Genomic DNA, 18,338 nt, shown 5'->3' with positions numbered 1-18,338 from the left:
TACGACTTACGCAAGAGTCGGTATGACCTTAGGCAAACACAACGAGGCTTCAGTTAGCCTCGTTTATCGTTAAAATATAATATAGGAAAGCACCATGACCGATGTGATGCATCCCGACGTGGATCCAACAGAAACGCAAGAATGGTTAGACGCACTTGAAGCAGTTTTAGCAGAAGAGGGTATTGATCGCGCTCATTTTTTGCTTGAGTCCTTAATTGAAAAAGCCCGACGCAGCGGGGCACACTTGCCTTACGACTCAACTACTGCGTACATCAACACCATTCCTGCGGGCCAAGAACCGAACATGCCTGGTGACCAAACTATCGAAGCTAAAATTCGTAACGCCATTCGCTGGAATGCAATGATGATGGTGCTGCGAGGCTCAAAAAAAGACCTAGATTTAGGCGGGCATATCTCAAGCTTTGCCTCATCTGCAATGCTTTACGATGTGGGCTTTAATAACTTCTTCCGTGCGCCGAATGATAAAGACGGTGGTGATTATTTGTTCGTGCAAGGTCACGTATCGCCGGGTATTTATTCTCGTGCTTTTATTGAGGGTCGTTTGTCTGAAGGTCAGTTAGACATGTTCAGACAAGAAGTGGGCGGCGAGGGCTTGTCTTCTTACCCGCATCCAAAATTAATGCCCGATTTCTGGCAGTTCCCTACGGTATCGATGGGCTTAGGTCCAATGCAGGCTATCTATTTAGCACGCTTCTTGAAATATCTCACTAACCGTGGTCTGAAAGATTGTTCTGATCAGCGCGTTTGGTGCTTCATGGGTGACGGTGAAGTTGATGAGCCTGAATCATTAGGAGCTATTGGTTTAGCTTCTCGTGAAGGACTAGATAATTTAACTTTCGTTATCAACTGTAACTTGCAGCGTTTGGATGGTCCGGTTCGTGGTAATGGTAAAATTATCCAAGAACTTGAAGGCACTTTCCGCGGCGCAGGTTGGGAAGTTATTAAAGTGATTTGGGGTCGTTACTGGGATTCACTGCTAGCCCGCGACACCTCAGGTAAATTGCTCGATGTTATGAATGAAACCGTCGACGGCGAATACCAGAACTTCAAGGCTAAAGGCGGAGCATATACCCGCGAGAACTTCTTCGGCAAATACCCTGAGTTAAAAGATATGGTTGCTAACATGTCTGATGAGGATATTTGGCGCTTGAACCGTGGGGGACACGATCCTGTTAAAGTTTATGCCGCTTACAAACGCGCAACAGAAACGGTGGGTCGTCCACAAGTTATCCTTGCTAAAACTGTGAAAGGTTACGGCATGGGTGCAGCGGGTGAAGGTAAAAACATTGCACACAACGTGAAGAAGATGGATCACGAAAGCGTGATGCATTATCGCGATCGTTTGAACATTCCTTTATCTAATGAAGAAGTTGAAAACTTACCTTATTTCAAGTTTGATGACGATAGCCCTGAAATGAAGTATTTACGTGAAAAACGTGAAGCTTTGCATGGTTATATGCCAGTGCGCTTGGCCAAGAGTACTCACGACTTACCGGCTCCGCCATTAAAAGCATTTGATGCGATTACTAAAGGGTCGGGCGACCGTGAGATTTCCACGACAATGGCCTTTGTTCGCGTTCTCACTGTTCTGTTGAAAGACAAGCAGATGGGTAAAAACGTAGTGCCAATTATTCCTGATGAAGCGCGCACGTTTGGTATGGAAGGCTTATTCCGTCAAGTAGGGATTTATTCCAACTCGGGTCAGAAGTACATTCCACAAGATAAAGACCAAGTTGCTTACTATCGTGAAGACAAAGAAGGCCAAGTACTGCAAGAAGGCATTAACGAGTTAGGCGCAATGTCGTCATTCGTTGCTGCTGGTACTTCTTACTCTACGAATGATTTGCCGATGCTGCCGGTTTACATTTACTACTCGATGTTCGGTTTCCAACGTGTGGGCGATATGGCGTGGGCTGCAGGTGATAGCCAATGTCGTGGTTTCCTAGTGGGCGGCACAGCAGGCAGAACGACGCTAAACGGCGAAGGTTTGCAGCATCAAGATGGTCATTCACATGTGCAGGCTGGTTTGATACCAAACTGCATCAGCTACGATCCAACCTATGGGTATGAAGTTGCTGTGATCACGCAAGATGGCTGTCGCAGAATGTTAGAAGAGCAAGAAAACGTGTTCTACTACATGACGGTTATGAACGAAAACTATGTACAGCCTGAAATGCCGAAAGGCTGCGAGGAAGGCATCATCAAAGGTATCTATAAGTTAGATACAGTTGGCGCCAAGAAAGCGAAACTTAAAGTAAAACTGCTCGGTTCAGGCACCATATTAGTGCAAGTTCGTAAAGCGGCTGAGCTTCTTGCTGAAAAGTACGATGTTGAATCAGAAGTTTACAGTGTGACCTCTTTCAACGAATTGACTCGTGACGGCATTGATTGCGAACGTTGGAACATGCGAAACATTGATAAAAAAGCACGCGTTCCTTACATAACGGAAGTATTGTCTGATGGAAACGATGGCCCAACGATAGTCGCTACCGATTACATTAAAGCCTATGGCGAACAAGCCAGAGCATTTGTACCTGGCGCATACCGTGTGCTAGGCACCGATGGCTTTGGTCGTTCAGATAGCCGTGAAAATTTACGTAGTCACTTTGAAGTAGATGCCAACAACGTTGCGTATGCAGCGCTGTACGAGCTTTACAAAGCAGGTGATTTTGATAAGAAAGCACTTGCAAAAGCGATTAAGGATTTGGGTATTGACCCAGATAAAATTAATCCGCTTTACGCTTAATTAGGGAGAATAAATATGGCAAATTTAATAGACATTATTGTTCCTGATGTTGGCGAAGATGAAGTTGAAGTTATTGAGATCTTAGTTGCCGAAGGCGATTCAGTTGATGTAGAAGCATCAATTGTGACGGTTGAAAGTGACAAAGCCAGTATGGATATTCCGTGCACTGAAGCCGGCACGATTAAGTCACTTAAGGTAAAAGTAGGTGACAAAATTAAGCAAGGCGATGTGTTAGGTCAAATGGAGTCTGGCGCTGCGGAATCAAACGATGATGAAAGTAAATCTGAAAAAACTGAATCGGATGATAGTAAGAAAGAAGAAGCTAAATCGGATGATAGTAAAAAAGAAAATGCTAAATCAGAGGATTCCAAGTCAGCATCTTCAAAATCAGAAGAATCTAAAGCAGCTAAATCTAAATCAAGTGGCAGCAAAACAATTGAAGTGACGGTGCCAGATATCGGCGATGCCACTGACGTAGAAATTATAGAACTTTTAGTTGCCGAGGGTGACACGGTTGCAGCAGAAGACGGGCTAATTACGCTTGAAACTGATAAGGCAACAATGGACGTGCCAGCACCTGAAGGTGGTAAAATTGTTAGCTTATCTGTAAAAGTTGGCGATAAAGTATCCAAAGGCTCACTGGTATTGATGTTAGAAGTTGAAGATGATGAAGCAGATTCAAGTGAAGACGATACTGATTCGAGCACTGAAGATTCAAGTGATGCGGCTGCCAGCAAGTCTGATAATAGTTCTTCTGAATCATCTTCAAAATCGTCAGATACAAGCAGTGCACCAGCGCAAACACAAAAGGCACCGCCAGTACCCCATCATCCGTCAGCGGGTGGTAAGGTAAGCACAGGCAAAGTACATGCATCGCCTTCGGTTCGTCGTTTAGCGCGTGAGTTTGGCGTTGACCTTACACAGGTTGAAGGCTCAGGACGTAAAAACCGTGTTCAAAAAGAAGATGTGCAGTCGTTCGTTAAATATGAACTTTCACGTCCGAAGATGAATCCAGGCAGTTCAGCAGGTTCTGGCAATACAGGCGGCGGTTTACAAGTGTTGGCGCAGCCTAAAGTCGATTTTGCCAAGTTTGGTGAAGTTGAAGAGGTGCCATTAACGCGCATTCAAAAACTTTCGGGTCCTAATCTACATCGAAATTGGGTCACTATTCCGCACGTTACTCAGTTTGACGAAGCAGATATTACCGAACTAGAAGAGTTCCGAAAGGAACAAAACGCGATCGCTGAAAAGCGCAAGCTTGGCGTGAAAATCACACCGCTCGTCTTTATGATGAAAGCCGTTGCCGATGCAATGAAAGAATATCCAGCATTCAACAGTAGTTTGTCTGAATCTGGCGAAGCTTTAGTAATGAAAAAATATTTCCATATCGGCATTGCTGTAGATACCCCTGGGGGCTTAGTGGTTCCAGTTGTTCGTGATGTTGATAAAAAAGGCATCATGGAAATTTCTAAAGAGTTAATGGAAATCAGTGTTAAGGCCAGAGACGGCAAATTAAAATCGGCAGATATGCAGGGCAGTTGTTTCACTATCTCTAGCTTGGGCGGTATTGGCGGCACGGCATTTACGCCAATTGTAAATGCGCCGGACGTGGCCATTTTGGGCGTTTCTAAATCAGAGATAAAACCAAAGTGGAATGGTAAAGACTTTGAGCCTCGTTTAATGTTGCCGTTGTCGTTGTCATATGACCATCGCGTGATTGATGGTGCAATGGCCGCGCGCTTTGCGGTTCACGTAAGTGGTGCATTGTCAGACTTAAGACGTATTTTGTTATAAAACTTTTTTTGGGAGCAGTTTGCTCTTAAAACAAAAAATTTTGCAGGTTGACGCGCGAATCGGTAAGATCCGCGCGAAGCAAGCATCTAATCATATAATTTTGAGGTCATAATGAGCGAGATTAAAACTCAGTTGGTCGTACTAGGCGCAGGTCCTGGTGGATATTCTGCAGCATTCAGAGCAGCCGATTTAGGCATAGATACAGTTATCGTAGACGTTCGTGAAACGCTCGGTGGTGTGTGCTTAAACGTAGGTTGTATTCCTTCGAAAGCACTATTGCACGTTGCTAAAGTGATCCAAGAGGCTAAGCACCTATCTGCTCACGGTGTCACTTTTGGCGAACCCACGTTCGATCTAGACAAAATTCGCGATTGGAAAGACAGCGTTGTCACGCAATTGACCAAGGGTCTTGCTGGCATGTCAAAAATGCGCAAAGTAAAACACGTGCAGGGCTATGGTAAATTTACTGGATCCAACACTATTGAAGTTGAAGGTAACGACGGTAAAACGACAATTACGTTTGACAATGCAATTATCGCAGCAGGTTCTGAACCGGTTAATCTACCGTTTGTTCCAGATGACGAGCGCGTAATCGATTCAACTGGTGCATTAGAAATGCGCGACATCCCTGGCAAAATGCTTGTTTTGGGTGGCGGTATCATCGGTCTTGAAATGGGTACTGTTTACCATGCCTTAGGTTCAAAGATTGACGTTGTTGAGTTTTTAGATCAGTTGATGCCTGCTGCTGACAAAGACATTGTCAAAATGTACATGAAAACCATCAAAGACAAATTCAACACGATGCTTGAAACTAAAGTGACCAATGTTGAAGCTAAAGATGACGGATTGTATGTCACGTTTGAAGGCAAGCAAGCACCTGCTGAACCGGTACGTTACGATCGAGTACTGGTTGCTGTGGGTCGTAAGCCAAATGGTTCGCTTGTTGCTGCTGAGAAAGCTGGCGTGACGGTAACTGATCGTGGTTTCATCGACGTTGATAAACAAATGCGCACAAATGTTTCGAACATTTTTGCGATTGGTGATCTTGTTGGCCAGCCGATGCTTGCTCACAAAGCGGTTCACGAAGGCCACGTGGCTGCTGAAGTCATTGCGGGTAAGAAGCATTACTTTGATCCAAAATGCATTCCTTCGGTTGCCTATACTGAGCCAGAAGTCGCTTGGGTTGGTTTGACAGAAAAAGAAGCGAAAGAGCAAGGCGTTAACTACGAAGCTGCCACATTCCCATGGGCTGCATCTGGTCGCGCAATTGCATCTGCCGCAACTGATGGTTTGACCAAACTGATTTTTGAAAAAGATTCAGGTCGCATCATCGGTGGTGCCATTATTGGTACTAATGCTGGCGAAATGTTAGGTGAAATCGGTCTAGCGATTGAAATGGGAGCTGATGCTGAAGATATCGCATTAACTATCCACGCTCACCCAACGTTAAACGAATCAATTGGCCTTGCAGCTGAAATATTCGAAGGCAGCATCACAGATATGCCAAACCCAAAAGCCAAGAAAAAATAACATTGCTTTAGGTTGTAAACACCAAGCCGATACTTTTGCAGTATCGGCTTTTTTTTGCTTAAGAAAAAGTCATAGAGAGGGGGCGTCGGAGGTGGGTTCACCCCAACAGACCCGCTGTTCGCCATCCCTGGCCGCTCTCTAATGGCATCCTTGCCATTAGAAGGTCTGTTGGGGTGAACCCACCTCCAACGCCCCCTCTCTATGACTTATCGCGCCGTGGCGCCTGGTTTGCTGTATTGGCATCGTGTTTTAATACTTCCCCATGGTGCCTGATTTGTTATATCGGCATGGCTTAAAATCAACCCCCTAGCGACAACAGCGCACATAACTAGCAAGCTATAAAGGCATCCCCTTCACTTGCCAAAATTTTCAAAGGACAGGACGTCCTTTGTAAGCGGTCAGGATGACGAACAGCGTATTTTGGCAAGTGAAGGGGATTCCTTTATAGATTGCGGCCCATGAAAAGCCAACAGCGATGCCGATGAGTCAACAGGGATGTATGATGAGTCAAACAGCACTTTTTCGTTCGAGATGTCGTACTAGAAAGTCATGTATTCAAAAATATCAGCATCAACAGTTTTTATTTGATTCACAAGCAGGGTAATTGTGTGTTAAAAATAAATTCGCGATTGTAAGAAAGCACACCATTGAGTGAGACCCTTGTCATTATGAGCGATATGCAGCAGCTAGAGTTTTTTGCTATCCCAAGCCCATGTATCGGTGTTTGCCAATCAGGGCCGCGAGGCTATTGCAAAGGCTGCTTTAGAAGTCGTGAGGAACGGCTTCATTGGCTGGATATCGATGATCAAACTAAACGCATCATTGTAAAAGCATGCAGTCGTCGTAAGCAGTCATGGTTGCGCAAGCAAGCAGAGTCAAAACCACAGCATTCAGCAGGTGAACAGCAAGATTTATTTTAATTTGATTTTGCTACTTCTGAAAAAAAAGCCAAATAAATAGACAACTTAAGGTCACGCCACTGGTTAAAGGTATAGATTACTTGTGCAAGGTATTGTTGTTACCACCCTACAAAAATTTGGTTAATATATACTCCACGCATTGTACAGAACTAAGATCGGAACTATGCCAATTAAGCCTCTTGTTAAATTTGCGTCAAAATCGTTTACTCTTCCAGACACCTGCGTGAACTTGAGGGTTGCCTTAGATGACACGAGAAAAGACTTAACTGACATAGCGCAATTAATTTCTGTCGACCCTTCGTTAAGTGCAAAAATATTAAAATTAGCGAACAGTGCCTTGTTCAGGTTTCCCAGCCAAATTGAAACAGTGCCAAAGGCACTTAATGTCATTGGCGGTGAGGCTGCGTACAATATTTCGATTGCAGAAACAGCCAACATTGCTTTCAAAACGTTTAATTCAACCACTATAGATTTTGCCGACTATTGGCAAAAAGCGGTAATGTGCGGCGTGATTGCTAAATGTATTGCTCTACAAACGCAGTCAAGGGGAAGCGAGCGCTTCTTTGTTTTAGGTATCCTGCAAGGTCTGAGCGAACTCATTGTGGCTAGTAAGCACGCGAAGGCATATGCAAAGTATCAGAATGACACAGAAATATGTGCACCGTTAGCTAAGCAAATGAAACACTTTGGCTTTACTTTTCCAGAGTGCAGCGGCCACATTATTGAGGAATGGAAGCTCCCACAATCACTTTTTATTCCCTTAAAAGGATTAAAGCATCCGCCTAGCGGAAGAATGAACTTGGAAGAAAGCATCGTTTATTTCGCAATAGCAATGTGTGAATGCGAAGGTAAGGATATTGACCTTGAAAGTCTCCCTCAAATTAATAATCAAGCTATAGAGACTGTTGGCTTGAGCGATGAAGATTATGATATGATCATAAACTATTCGCGCTTGGAAACTTCTAATATTGCGAACCTGATAAATTCGTAAACACTGAATAGCTATACCAACAACATGTCTAAATTAAAATTACTCACCCCATTGGGGTGTTTTTGTGTGACCCTCACTTTGTCGTTTCAGGCAAGTGCGTCCAGTGATCTCTTGAAAAAGTTGTATCTGAAAGAAAAAAGACAAAAAGAAAACCCAAAAGAAGTAACGCTTAGCGGTGAGCTGGGCGTCCTGACGGCCAGTGGCAATACCAATACATCTACATTCAAAGGAGCACTTACTTCAGAGCATGAAATGCCTCAGTGGAGTAACCGTTATTATAGCGAAATCGCCTATCAGCAGAATGAAGTTGATGGAAGCACTGTTGTAACCGCTCAGCGATTTTTGGTAAATGCCCAGTTAGATTACAAGCTGCCTTCAAAAAACAATAGGCTGTTTCTTTATGGCGAATATGATGACAATCGGTTTAATGGTTTTCGTTATCAAGCCGCGGTTGCTGCAGGTTGGAGTTCACACGCTTGGAAAAGTGAAGAGAGCCAATTGAGATACAGTGTTGGGCCCGGCTATTCCTATGCTGAACGAGAAATAATAGACGAAGAAAATCACAAATCCTACGATACTTTCAATGAAATGATCGTAAGAGCGTCTCTTGATTATCGCTTGGAGCTGAATGATACTGCTAAGTTCAGACAATTTGTTAGCACGGAGGCGGGGCAGGAGACTAATCGCTCACGGTCTGAAACGACTCTGACCACCAGTATTATTGAATCGTTAGCAATGAAACTGTCTTTTGTGATGATTTATAATGACAGTACACTGCAGGTAAATGATGATTTGAGCACTGAAACAAGCATTTCCTTGGTGTATCAGTTTTTTTAACTTGCCATAATTTAAAATGTAGATATTATGTGGCCGCGCTAAATGAAGGCTATGCTATTCGCTGTTTCTAGCCTTCTTCAAAATATAATATGGGAAAATCTATGAAACTTTCAACTATATCGGCAGTCATTGCCTTAGGTCTATTTGCGTCTGGTGCGCAGGCAGAAGAAGAAAAAGAATTTACAATGGACGGTGAGCTTGGTTTCATTTTCACTTCTGGTAATACTGAGACCACGTCAGCAAATGCAGCGTTAAATGCAACTCAAGAGCTTGAGCAGTGGAGCAATGTATTTACTTTCAAAGCATTGTATAAAAAAGATACCGTTGATGGTGTTGATACAACGTCAGCTGACAAGAAGTTTGCGTCTGGCCAAGCTAACTATAAGTTAGAAAATCCTGATCACCGCTTATTTGGTTTTGCTTCATACGAAGATGACCGTTTTAGTGAGTTTGATTATCAAGCAACAATTGCAGCGGGTTGGAACCAAAAGCTTTGGGCCGATGAGACAAGTAGCTTCCAATACAGTATTGGTCCTGGTTACTCATTTGCGGACCGATTCGTGACAGATACTGCTGGCAATGTAACCACTGAATCAGAAAATGGTTTTCTTGTTCGTGGTGCCTTTGCTTATGCATACACGATTTCAGAAACAGCAAAATTCACTCAATCGTTTTCGACAGAAATCGGTGAAGAAAATACAAAATCTCGTGCAGAAAGTGCCGTCAGCGCTAAAATTGCTGGTGGTTTGTCAATGAAAGTTGCGATCAAATTTGACCACAACTCAGACGTGACCGGCGAGCGTGACAACTTAGATACTGAAACATCAGTTAACTTGGTTTACACGTTCTTCTAAACGCAAAGTTAATAAAAAAACAAAGCTCCGTTTTCAGTCATGTTGAAAACGGAGCTTTTTAGTTTTTCTTATTAATCGAATCTTCTATTTTGCTATATTCTTAGCCAACTTCATTTCTTAACTGCGATTCATTGCGTGTTGATAAGTCGGCATCTTTGGCTTTTATCAAGTATCATCCAAAAAAAAAGCACGAGCTTTTGGACTCACTCAGTTTGAAGAGCAAGCTTGATCATGGAAACCTATGTCTTACAAAAACAAGTTAATAGAGCACTTGATATGCGAACTAGAAGCAAACTATCAAACAGCATTGACGGCAGCAAAGAGAGCGCATTCAACGGCAACCGATAAAGCTAATATTGCAGAAAATAAATATGACACACTGGCGTTAGAAGCCGCCTATTTAGCAGAGGGACAAGCTAAACGCGCATCAGAATGTCGTGCTGATTTGGATGCGATTAAAAAGCTGGGTCCCGTGGATTTCTCGCAAAGTGATGCTATTGCAGTTGGTGCCTTGCTTAGCTTGATAGACCAAGAAAAAAAACCATTGTTGCTATTTTTAGCACCAGTGTCGGGCGGCCTCAAATTTATATTCGAAGAGCAAACCATCGTAGTGATTACGCAATCATCCCCATTAGGTAAAAAGTTATTGGGAAAGTTCGTTGATGATGAGTTTGAGTTTGGAAGCGCTCAGTATAAAAAGCATTACTTAATTATGAATGTTGTTTAACATTCGAGTCGATTGAATGACTCACAACGACTACTAGCGCTCTTGCTTTCAACTATTCTGTTGATGACTTTGTGATTGACCGCTTCGCCGTTTTTCGGCTTGCTCAAGGATGATCAAGCGCTCTGCGCTATTTGCGTTGCCCCAGGCTAATATCTCGTCTATCGATCGTTTGCACCCCACGCAAATGTCTTGCAAGTCAAGACAGCAGTTTCTAATGCATGGGGAGCTAACTTCGGCACGGTTTGTCATATATGGACTTTAATGCAGGAGACGTGTTTTTATCGTCCCTTCAATAGCTTCCAATTGTGCGAAAGCATCGTCGGCTCTGTCTGCTTCAACGTCGATGACAACGTAACCAACTTCTTCGACGGTTTGCAAATACTGAGCAGCGATGTTGATATTTTGATCAGCAAAGGCTTGGTTAATTTGAGTCATCACACCAGGACGGTTAGCGTGTATATGCAATAAGCGAGAGCGATTGATATGCGATGGCAAAGACACTTCAGGGAAGTTGACGGCGGATAGGGTTGAACCGTTGTCACTGTACTTCGCTAACTTTCCGGCCACTTCAATCCCAATATTTTCTTGTGCTTCTTGTGTGCTTCCGCCAACATGAGGCGTTAATATGACGTTGTCAAAAGCACGCAGCGGTGACTCAAACTCTTCACTGTTTGATTTGGGTTCGATAGGGAATACGTCAATAGCCGCACCATTTAACTTGCCCGATTCAAGTGCATCGACTAAGGCGTCAATATCAATGATGGTTCCGCGTGCAGCATTGATTAAAATAGAACCCTGTTTCATTTGCGACAGTTCTTTTGCGCCAATCATATTTTGAGTGTGTGCTGTTTCTGGAACGTGTAGCGTAACAATGTCAGAAGTATTCAACAGTTGTTTCAGCGACTTAAGTTGAATTGAGTTGCCTAACACTAGCTTATCTTCAATGTCGTAAAACTGAACGCGCATGCCTAAGTGTTCTGCGAGAATACTCAACTGAGTGCCAATGTGACCGTAGCCAATGATGCCTAAGGTTTTGCCTCGCGCTTCAAAAGAACCAACGGCAGACTTATCCCATTCACCTCTGTGCGCTTTGGCATTTTTAGCTGGGATACCTCGTAACAAAATAATTATTTGGCCTAATACCAATTCAGCAACCGAGCGGGTATTTGAAAACGGTGCATTAAATACGGGGATGCCACGTATTAAAGTTGCCTTTAAATCAACTTGGTTTGTACCGATACAGAAACAGCCTACTGCAACTAATTTTTTCGCTGCGGCAATCACTTTCTCGTTAAGCTGGGTTCTTGAGCGAATCCCAATGAAGTGAACATTTTTGATTTTCTTAATAAGCTCATCTTCGGGAAGCGAAGTTTTCAAGGTTTCGATGTTGGTGTACCCATTGGCCTTTAAAGTTTCAACGGTACTGGGATGTAAACCCTCAAGCAAAAGGATTTTGATTTTTTCTTTGGGAAGCGACACTTTAGTCATTGAACGAAAACCTTAACACGTAATATGAATTTACTCAGACATCTAGACGTCTGTTGGATGCAGTGCAGCAATATAGCAAATTAAAACCAAACTGCACAGTTTTTATTCACGCACTGCTAACTCTTTACAACGCCTTGTTCTGTTCCTGTGAGAACAATGTCGGCGCAGCGGTCAGCGAATAGCCCATTAGTCACAACACCCACGATGTTGTTTAACTGATTCTCTAGTTCAACTGGGTTTAAAATTTCTAAGTTATGCACGTCAAGAATGATATTGCCGTTGTCGGTTACAACACCCTGACGATAGGCTGGATCGCCGCCTAATTTTACAATTTCTCGGGCAACATAAGAGCGAGCCATGGGTATCACTTCAACCGGAAGAGGGAAGCGCCCTAATATTGGAACATGCTTGGTGTCGTCAATGATACAAATAAAGGTTTTCGCCACTGCAGCAACAATTTTTTCACGCGTTAATGCAGCCCCGCCGCCTTTAATCATATGCTTATGTTCTGTAATTTCATCTGCACCATCGACATAAATGTCAAGGTCGTCTACTGAGTTCAAATCAAAGACCTCTATACCGAGTTTTTTCAATCTTTGTGTAGAGGCATCTGAGCTGGAGACTGCACCAGCAATATCATTCTTTTTGCTAGCAAGTGCATCAATAAAAAAGTTAACGGTAGAGCCTGTTCCAACTCCAACAATGGTATCAGGCTGCACAAAGGCAAGTGCAGCTTCAGCGGCTGCTTTTTTCTTCTGATTTTGGTCCATTTTCAATATCCTCGTGTTGTCATTGCAACCGTAATGAGTTGCAGCTAAATAATAAAGCTAGGTTGCTTGCGTTGAATTTAGTCTTAAACCTTCTCGAATACAAAGAGTTTACGAAAAAGAATAAAGTTTACTTGATGTGAGTATATAAGGCAGCGGAATATCCCAAGTTTCAGTGGGTAAAGTTGACGTTAGTTGCAGTTCATGAGCGAGTCCAGCGACAGTTGCTTGGTGTTTCTTATTCTGCAAGGCCACTAAGGTGCGATCGTAAAAGCCTCCGCCCATTCCCAGTCTATTTCCACTTGTGTCGAATGCGACCAATGGCGTTAATATTAGTTGTAGATTTTCTAAAGGACAAACATAGCGAACGTCCAGCACAGGCTCTAAAATACCAAGCTGGTTGTGACGCATTTTCGTGTTTGGCGTGTACGCCTGAAACAACAGCTGGCCTTTGCAAAAAGGGTGCAAAATAGGAACGAATACGTTGCGCTTTAGTGACCACAAATGATCAATTAGGGCTTGGGTATTAATTTCGCCATTGAATGAGAGATATAACGCCACGTTTTGTGCATTTTGAAAAACTGCATGCTCTTGAAATTGCTTAACGAGTTGTTTGCCAGCTTTCATTTGCTGAGCTGTTGAAAGCGCCAGACGTTTATTACGGAAGGTCTGGCGTAGGTCTTTTCGTATTTTAGCGCTTTGGGTTTGCATATTCATCGCTGCAGCGGCCATATCACTCGGTGTACTAGCTAAGATTGAAACACTCCTCTACAGAGCGTAACGATTAATGAATAGTTCTGTGAGGCGAGGATGATCAACTTTTGTGGCAAAGTTGACGCTTGATGCTTCGAGCCAATCAGGACTAGCAGTCGTTCCGTAGGGTGCAAAGCTTGTTTGTCCTTGGTTCAACTTATCAGTAGAAACGCGAACGTTGCCTGCAGTCATCTCAAATAAAGAAGGATCAATCATATACGCTAATGGAAATGCATCGTGAAAATAGCATTGTTCCGTTTCTTTACCCTTTGAGTAGAACTCGGTATAGAACTCGGCTGCTTTTTTTACAAACCCACCGAGTGTTGGATTCTTTTCGGCCAATATACTCGTAAAATCTGGTTGGAAGGGGAGGTCGTAAGTAACGTCTAAACCAAACATATTGACTTCCCAATCAGCAGCTAAAACAATTTCCGCAGCAAAAGCATCGTTCCAGATATTTGCTTCAGCGACAGGCGTTACATTACCCGCAACAAAAGCAGCGCCACCCATTATATTCACACTTTTTATGAGTTTCGGTAAATTTGGTTCTAAGCGCAGGGCTAAGGCTAAATTACCTAAAGGTCCAACAGCAACAATCGTGATTTCACTTGGATATTTACGCGCCATCTCGACGATAAATTCAGCTGAACTACGCGGGTCGATTTTACCTACTGGAGCAGGGTGATTAATATTGCCAAAACCATCGTCACCGTGCACAAAATGAGCGTACTTCGATTCAGGTCCTACCCATGGCATTGCTACGCCTTTGCACACAGGAATATCTACTTCGGCCAGTTCGCAAAGACTAAGTCCGTTTTGCGCAGCCATCGATACAGGCACATTGCCAAAAACAGTGGTTAGACCGAGTACTTCTATTTCGGGTGACTGGAAAGCAAAAAATATCGCCATTGCATCGTCAATGCCCGGATCCGTGTCTAATATAATTTTGTGTGTCATAGTTGTCTCGTTTCTCATTTTATGAATATTTGCTCACAGCAAATAAGCTCTTTTTATTATTTTAAATGTTTATTATTGTAACTGTTTATTAATGTAAATAGTGCCAACCGGTAGTGAAGAATACCTATTGTGTTTGTAAAAAAGCAATGACTTCGTCAACGCTTGGAATGGAGGGCGCAGCGCCTGCTTTCATTACTGCTAATGCCGACGCCGCACAGGCATATTTTAAGGCTTCAGCGATGCTTTTGTTTGCTTGATAGGCAGCTAGAAAAAAGCCAATGAAGGTGTCACCCGCTGCTGTGGTATCGACGGCTTTGACTTTGAATGCCGCACAGAATTCTTCGTTATCGGCTTCAAAGAACCACACGCCAGCTTTGCCTAATGTGAGCAGGACCTTGGTGTTTGGATAATTTGATTTTAGTGAGCGTTTAATTGCTTCGACGTCATTTTCACCAGTGAGTTGTTCGGCTTCAACCTCGTTTACTACTAGCAGCGTTAGTTTGTCCAATGGTAGTTGTTTAACCGATTCAGTCATTGGCGCTGGATTAAAGGCAATGTGCAACTGTCGCTTGTGCGCTTCTGTGATGATTTTATCAATGGCGTTGGTTTCGTTTTGCAGTAACACCCAATCGTTTGGCTTGGCAGTGGCTAATGCGCTAGCGATATGGTCATCGCTAATACATTGGTTAGCACCACCGAATAAAATAATGTTGTTTTCCGCATCAGGGGTAACTTGAATAATGGCATGGCCAGAGGCAACATCACTCATTTCGCGAATAAACTCACAGTTTACACCCGCTTCTTTCATTTGTTCGATGAAGCCGCTGTCCGAGCTGCCGATAGCCCCAACGTGAAAAACGTTGTTATTTGCTTTAGCCAATGCAACCGATTGGTTCGCGCCCTTGCCGCCCAAGATTGATTGGTAACTGCTTGATGAGAGAGTTTCGCCTGGTTGTACGAAGTGGGGAACAGAATACACGTGGTCAATATTGATTGACCCAAAGTTAAAAACCGCCATGGTTATGCCTTGTGGTTATGCCTTGGAGTTATGCGCCTCAGTTTCTAGGCTGAGTAAAAGCAAGACATTGTAGAATAAAATGTTGAATACAATATGGTGCTTCCCAAAATGTCGCCGTACACTTTTCGTCCGTGTGCCGATAAGGACACGGTGGAGGTATCTACATTACCGCAGGTTTCTCGATACGGGTCGAGCTTACACAATAGTAATAGTGTCAACTTCCGAAGTTTTAAGCATCGGCCAGGAACATGAAATGCACTCGCAAACATTCCAGGAAGCATTGGACCCTGCGAATTTCGCTAGGTGTCTAGATACTACATGAAACTACGGCGTGAATGAAGTGTTTCTCAGAACAGTTTGGTGTAGCTGCAGATTTACAAGTGCTTGAAAACCAAACAATTTGCCGTCAACCTTATTCGTATAATGATTTATTGTAAAGTCTTTCTTTAGCTAAGTTGTTGAATTTGTTGTTTTTAAACTTTTAATGCAACAGGTGCTTATCAGAAGAACTCATTATATTTTATACGCGGTTAGCTCACCCTACCTATAGACTTTGGTTGTTAAATTTTTGTCCAACGACAATCTTGGAAATAAGTACTATGAAAACGTAATCTTAAAATTAATTGTGCTCGTCTAGCAGGCAGGCTTGGCATTAGCCTCACAAGCTGCATTTACTGTCTTGACTGTGTCATACCATGTTGAATTCAAGCCATCGTTTTAGATGGTTTTTTTGTCTATCACTCCTATCAAAGCAAAAGTCTAAAAAGTCGACGATCATTCCACTTTGATTGCCTATTTGGTACGATAGAGGCTTATTGATGAAAGGATATATTCGTGTCAAAAACCACTACAAATTACGAAAGTTTTTCTACCATGCTCTCACAAGAAAACATCATTGTTGATGCAGCTGAAGTGCAAGGAATTTTATGCGGCATGTTAGCGGGCGGAATGACTGCTGATGATCAATCTTGGATTGAAGCCTTAAGTGACGTCATCAATCAAGGCGATGGCTTTAGTGGTAAAGCAAAAACGCAAATAGTGGCTTTATTTAACGAAATTTGTCAGCAATATGTTGACCCTGAATTTGCGCTTACGCTCTGTCTTCCGGATGACGCGTCGCCAATTAACGATCGTGGCACTGCTTTGCTGCAATGGGTACAAGGCTTTCTGCTAGGCTTCGGTTTGCATCAAGCAGACTTAACGGCTTGCTCTGCGGACGTGAAAGAGGGGCTTGAGGACTTCACCGAGATTGCGCGCATGGACGAGGAAATGAATGATGACGAAGAATCCGAGCAGGCCTTATTTGAAGTTATCGAATACGTTCGCATTACAGCGATGCTCTGCTTTACTGAACTGGGCAAGTCACCCTTGGAATCAGATAATGTGACCAATTCGGTACATTGACCGTATAAGCACTATATAACTAACAATCAGTGAGCAAGCATAAAATCTTTTGTCCATGATTGCTCTTATCAACTTCTATTTAGCAATATTTAGTAAAGGAATATCGCCAAAAAATGACAATATCTCTGTCAGAGTTTCAGCAGCGCCGTGCACGTTTATTATCCCAATGTGAGCCCAATAGTATTTGTATTGTGGCCGCGAGTTCACTTGTCACGCGTAGTAATGATACAGAATATCCTTTTCGCCAAAACAGTGATTTTTGGTACTTAACTGGGTTTAATGAACCTAATGCTTTCCTAATTTTATCAAATAATGCGTTCTTTAAATATAATGGTGAATCACCCGCGGTCGAAAAAGAAACGTCATCTATCGTCTTCGTCCAACCTACTGACGAGCATGCGGAAATATGGCACGGCAGACGTCTAGGGGTGGATAACGCCGCTAGTAAGTTAGGTACGGATTTAGCCTTCGATGTGGACGACATTGATGAAGAATTAGTTGATATAATTGATGGCCACAAACACCTTTATTTTTCGTTTGATGCTGACCCGCTTGTCGAATCTACTATTAGCGCCGCGCTCGCAGAATGTCGAAATGCACCGAAGCAGAGTAAAGTTGCTCCTTCAAACATGCACGACATTCAGTCGCTTCTGCACGCTATGCGCTTGTTGAAATCCGATGCTGAAATCATGCTGATGCAGCGCGCAGCTGATATTTCAGCGATGGCGCATGTCCGAGCAATGAGATTTTGCCAACCAGCAAAGTTCGAGTATCAGCTCGAAGCTGAAATTCATCACGAGTTTGCAATGCAAAGCGCACGCTCACCTGCTTACGGTACAATCGTGGGGGGCGGCGAAAACGCATGTATTCTGCATTACACTGAGAACGCCGATGAACTCTCATCCGGTGACCTAGTGCTAATTGATGCAGGATGTGAGCTTGAAGGCTACGCCGCCGACATTACCCGCACGTTTCCAGTAAATGGTAAATTCAGTCCGGTGCAGAAAGTGTTGTATCAGTTGGTGTTAGATTCACAGCTGGCGGCATTGGAGCAACTTAAACCAGGCAATACAATTTCACAAGCGATGAAGGCCTGTGTTCGAGTCATCGTTGAAGGACTAGTCGAGCTGGGTATTTTAAGCGGGTCGATTGAGAAGAATATAGAAAAAGAAACGTGGCGTTCATATTTTATGCATGGCTTGGGACACTGGCTTGGTCTTGACGTGCACGATGTTGGCATTTATAAAATAAACAATGCGGACCGCCCCTTGGAAGCGGGCATGGTAATGACGGTTGAACCCGGTATTTACATTCCTGTATCAGCCAACGTCGACGATAAATTCAAAGGTATCGGCATACGTATTGAAGACGACATTGTTATCACTGTCGGCGGCAATCATGTTATGACCAGTAAAGTTCCGAAGACAGTGAGCGAAATTGAAGCGTTAATGGCTAGCTAAATGACAAAGCATCACGATGTCGTCGCAATAGCGTTGGGTAAAGCCCCCATATCAATCAATACATTGGTAAA

16 protein-coding genes and 1 other RNA gene are annotated in these 18,338 nt (G+C 43.3%); 10 read left to right on the top strand and 7 right to left on the bottom strand.

What is annotated here, in order from left to right; all coding sequences use genetic code 11:
- The first annotated feature begins 94 nt into the window (after positions 1 to 94).
- The 8 genes from aceE (at position 95) to GNIT_RS12665 (ending at position 10,420) form a co-directional block, all read left to right on the top strand.
- Positions 95 to 2,767 carry a pyruvate dehydrogenase (acetyl-transferring), homodimeric type gene (aceE, locus tag GNIT_RS12700; RefSeq protein WP_014109643.1) on the top strand — a complete coding sequence of 891 codons (2,673 nt, stop codon included), beginning with the start codon at positions 95 to 97 and terminating at the stop codon, positions 2,765 to 2,767.
- A 15-nt stretch (positions 2,768 to 2,782) separates the two neighbouring features.
- A complete protein-coding gene (gene aceF, locus GNIT_RS12695; protein ID WP_014109642.1) occupies positions 2,783 to 4,561 on the top strand; it encodes a dihydrolipoyllysine-residue acetyltransferase in 1,779 nt (592 codons plus the stop codon).
- Positions 4,562 to 4,672: 111 nt separating this feature from the next.
- The gene (lpdA, locus tag GNIT_RS12690; protein ID WP_014109641.1) at positions 4,673 to 6,091 is read left to right on the top strand and encodes a dihydrolipoyl dehydrogenase; all 1,419 of its coding nucleotides are present in this window, start codon (positions 4,673 to 4,675) and stop codon (positions 6,089 to 6,091) included.
- A gap of 677 nt (positions 6,092 to 6,768) precedes the next feature.
- The gene (locus tag GNIT_RS12685) at positions 6,769 to 7,011 is read left to right on the top strand and encodes a DUF1289 domain-containing protein (protein WP_420492361.1); all 243 of its coding nucleotides are present in this window, start codon (positions 6,769 to 6,771) and stop codon (positions 7,009 to 7,011) included.
- Positions 7,012 to 7,174: 163 nt separating this feature from the next.
- Positions 7,175 to 8,002 carry an HDOD domain-containing protein gene (locus GNIT_RS12680; RefSeq protein ID WP_014109639.1) on the top strand — a complete coding sequence of 276 codons (828 nt, stop codon included), beginning with the start codon at positions 7,175 to 7,177 and terminating at the stop codon, positions 8,000 to 8,002.
- 24 nt (positions 8,003 to 8,026) lie between these two features.
- Positions 8,027 to 8,839 (top strand): DUF481 domain-containing protein, encoded by an 813-nt coding sequence (locus GNIT_RS12675; RefSeq protein WP_049786938.1) that lies wholly within the window; start codon positions 8,027 to 8,029, stop codon positions 8,837 to 8,839.
- 101 nt (positions 8,840 to 8,940) lie between these two features.
- Positions 8,941 to 9,693 carry a DUF481 domain-containing protein gene (locus tag GNIT_RS12670; RefSeq protein WP_014109637.1) on the top strand — a complete coding sequence of 251 codons (753 nt, stop codon included), beginning with the start codon at positions 8,941 to 8,943 and terminating at the stop codon, positions 9,691 to 9,693.
- A gap of 241 nt (positions 9,694 to 9,934) precedes the next feature.
- Complete coding sequence (locus GNIT_RS12665; protein ID WP_014109636.1) at positions 9,935 to 10,420, top strand: transcription elongation factor; 486 nt, start codon at positions 9,935 to 9,937, stop codon at positions 10,418 to 10,420.
- A 48-nt stretch (positions 10,421 to 10,468) separates the two neighbouring features.
- Here the strand turns inward: GNIT_RS12665 and GNIT_RS17940 are convergent, their stop codons facing one another.
- From GNIT_RS17940 to ssrS, 7 genes are all read right to left on the bottom strand, one after another.
- The gene (locus GNIT_RS17940; RefSeq protein ID WP_083822454.1) at positions 10,469 to 10,669 is read right to left on the bottom strand and encodes a DUF1289 domain-containing protein; all 201 of its coding nucleotides are present in this window, start codon (positions 10,667 to 10,669) and stop codon (positions 10,469 to 10,471) included.
- Between the two features lie 9 nt (positions 10,670 to 10,678).
- A complete protein-coding gene (gene serA / locus GNIT_RS12660; protein ID WP_014109634.1) occupies positions 10,679 to 11,908 on the bottom strand; it encodes a phosphoglycerate dehydrogenase in 1,230 nt (409 codons plus the stop codon).
- Between the two features lie 116 nt (positions 11,909 to 12,024).
- Positions 12,025 to 12,678 (bottom strand): ribose-5-phosphate isomerase RpiA, encoded by a 654-nt coding sequence (gene rpiA, locus GNIT_RS12655; protein WP_014109633.1) that lies wholly within the window; start codon positions 12,676 to 12,678, stop codon positions 12,025 to 12,027.
- A 108-nt stretch (positions 12,679 to 12,786) separates the two neighbouring features.
- Entirely contained in the window at positions 12,787 to 13,407 is a 621-nt protein-coding gene (locus GNIT_RS12650) for a 5-formyltetrahydrofolate cyclo-ligase (RefSeq protein ID WP_014109632.1), read from the bottom strand.
- 36 nt (positions 13,408 to 13,443) lie between these two features.
- Positions 13,444 to 14,385 (bottom strand): nucleoside hydrolase, encoded by a 942-nt coding sequence (locus GNIT_RS12645; protein WP_014109631.1) that lies wholly within the window; start codon positions 14,383 to 14,385, stop codon positions 13,444 to 13,446.
- 124 nt (positions 14,386 to 14,509) lie between these two features.
- Positions 14,510 to 15,403: a ribokinase gene (locus GNIT_RS12640; RefSeq protein ID WP_014109630.1), complete on the bottom strand. Its 894-nt coding sequence runs from the start codon at positions 15,401 to 15,403 to the stop codon at positions 14,510 to 14,512.
- Positions 15,404 to 15,499: 96 nt separating this feature from the next.
- A non-coding RNA gene (gene ssrS / locus GNIT_RS17935) (6S RNA) lies at positions 15,500 to 15,683 on the bottom strand.
- A gap of 554 nt (positions 15,684 to 16,237) precedes the next feature.
- On the opposite strand from ssrS, the gene GNIT_RS12635 reads away from it, so the two are divergent.
- Together GNIT_RS12635 and pepP are read left to right on the top strand one after the other, a co-directional pair.
- Positions 16,238 to 16,807, top strand: coding sequence for a UPF0149 family protein (locus GNIT_RS12635; RefSeq protein WP_014109629.1), 570 nt, complete (start codon positions 16,238 to 16,240; stop codon positions 16,805 to 16,807).
- A 113-nt stretch (positions 16,808 to 16,920) separates the two neighbouring features.
- Entirely contained in the window at positions 16,921 to 18,267 is a 1,347-nt protein-coding gene (gene pepP, locus GNIT_RS12630; RefSeq protein WP_014109628.1) for a Xaa-Pro aminopeptidase, read from the top strand.
- Positions 18,268 to 18,338: the final 71 nt, after the last annotated feature.

The organism is Glaciecola nitratireducens FR1064, from assembly GCF_000226565.1.
GTDB classification, from domain to species: Bacteria; Pseudomonadota; Gammaproteobacteria; order Enterobacterales; family Alteromonadaceae; genus Glaciecola; species Glaciecola nitratireducens.
Note: the sequence above shows the minus strand (reverse complement) of the source record. Positions and strands in the feature narration are given on the sequence as shown.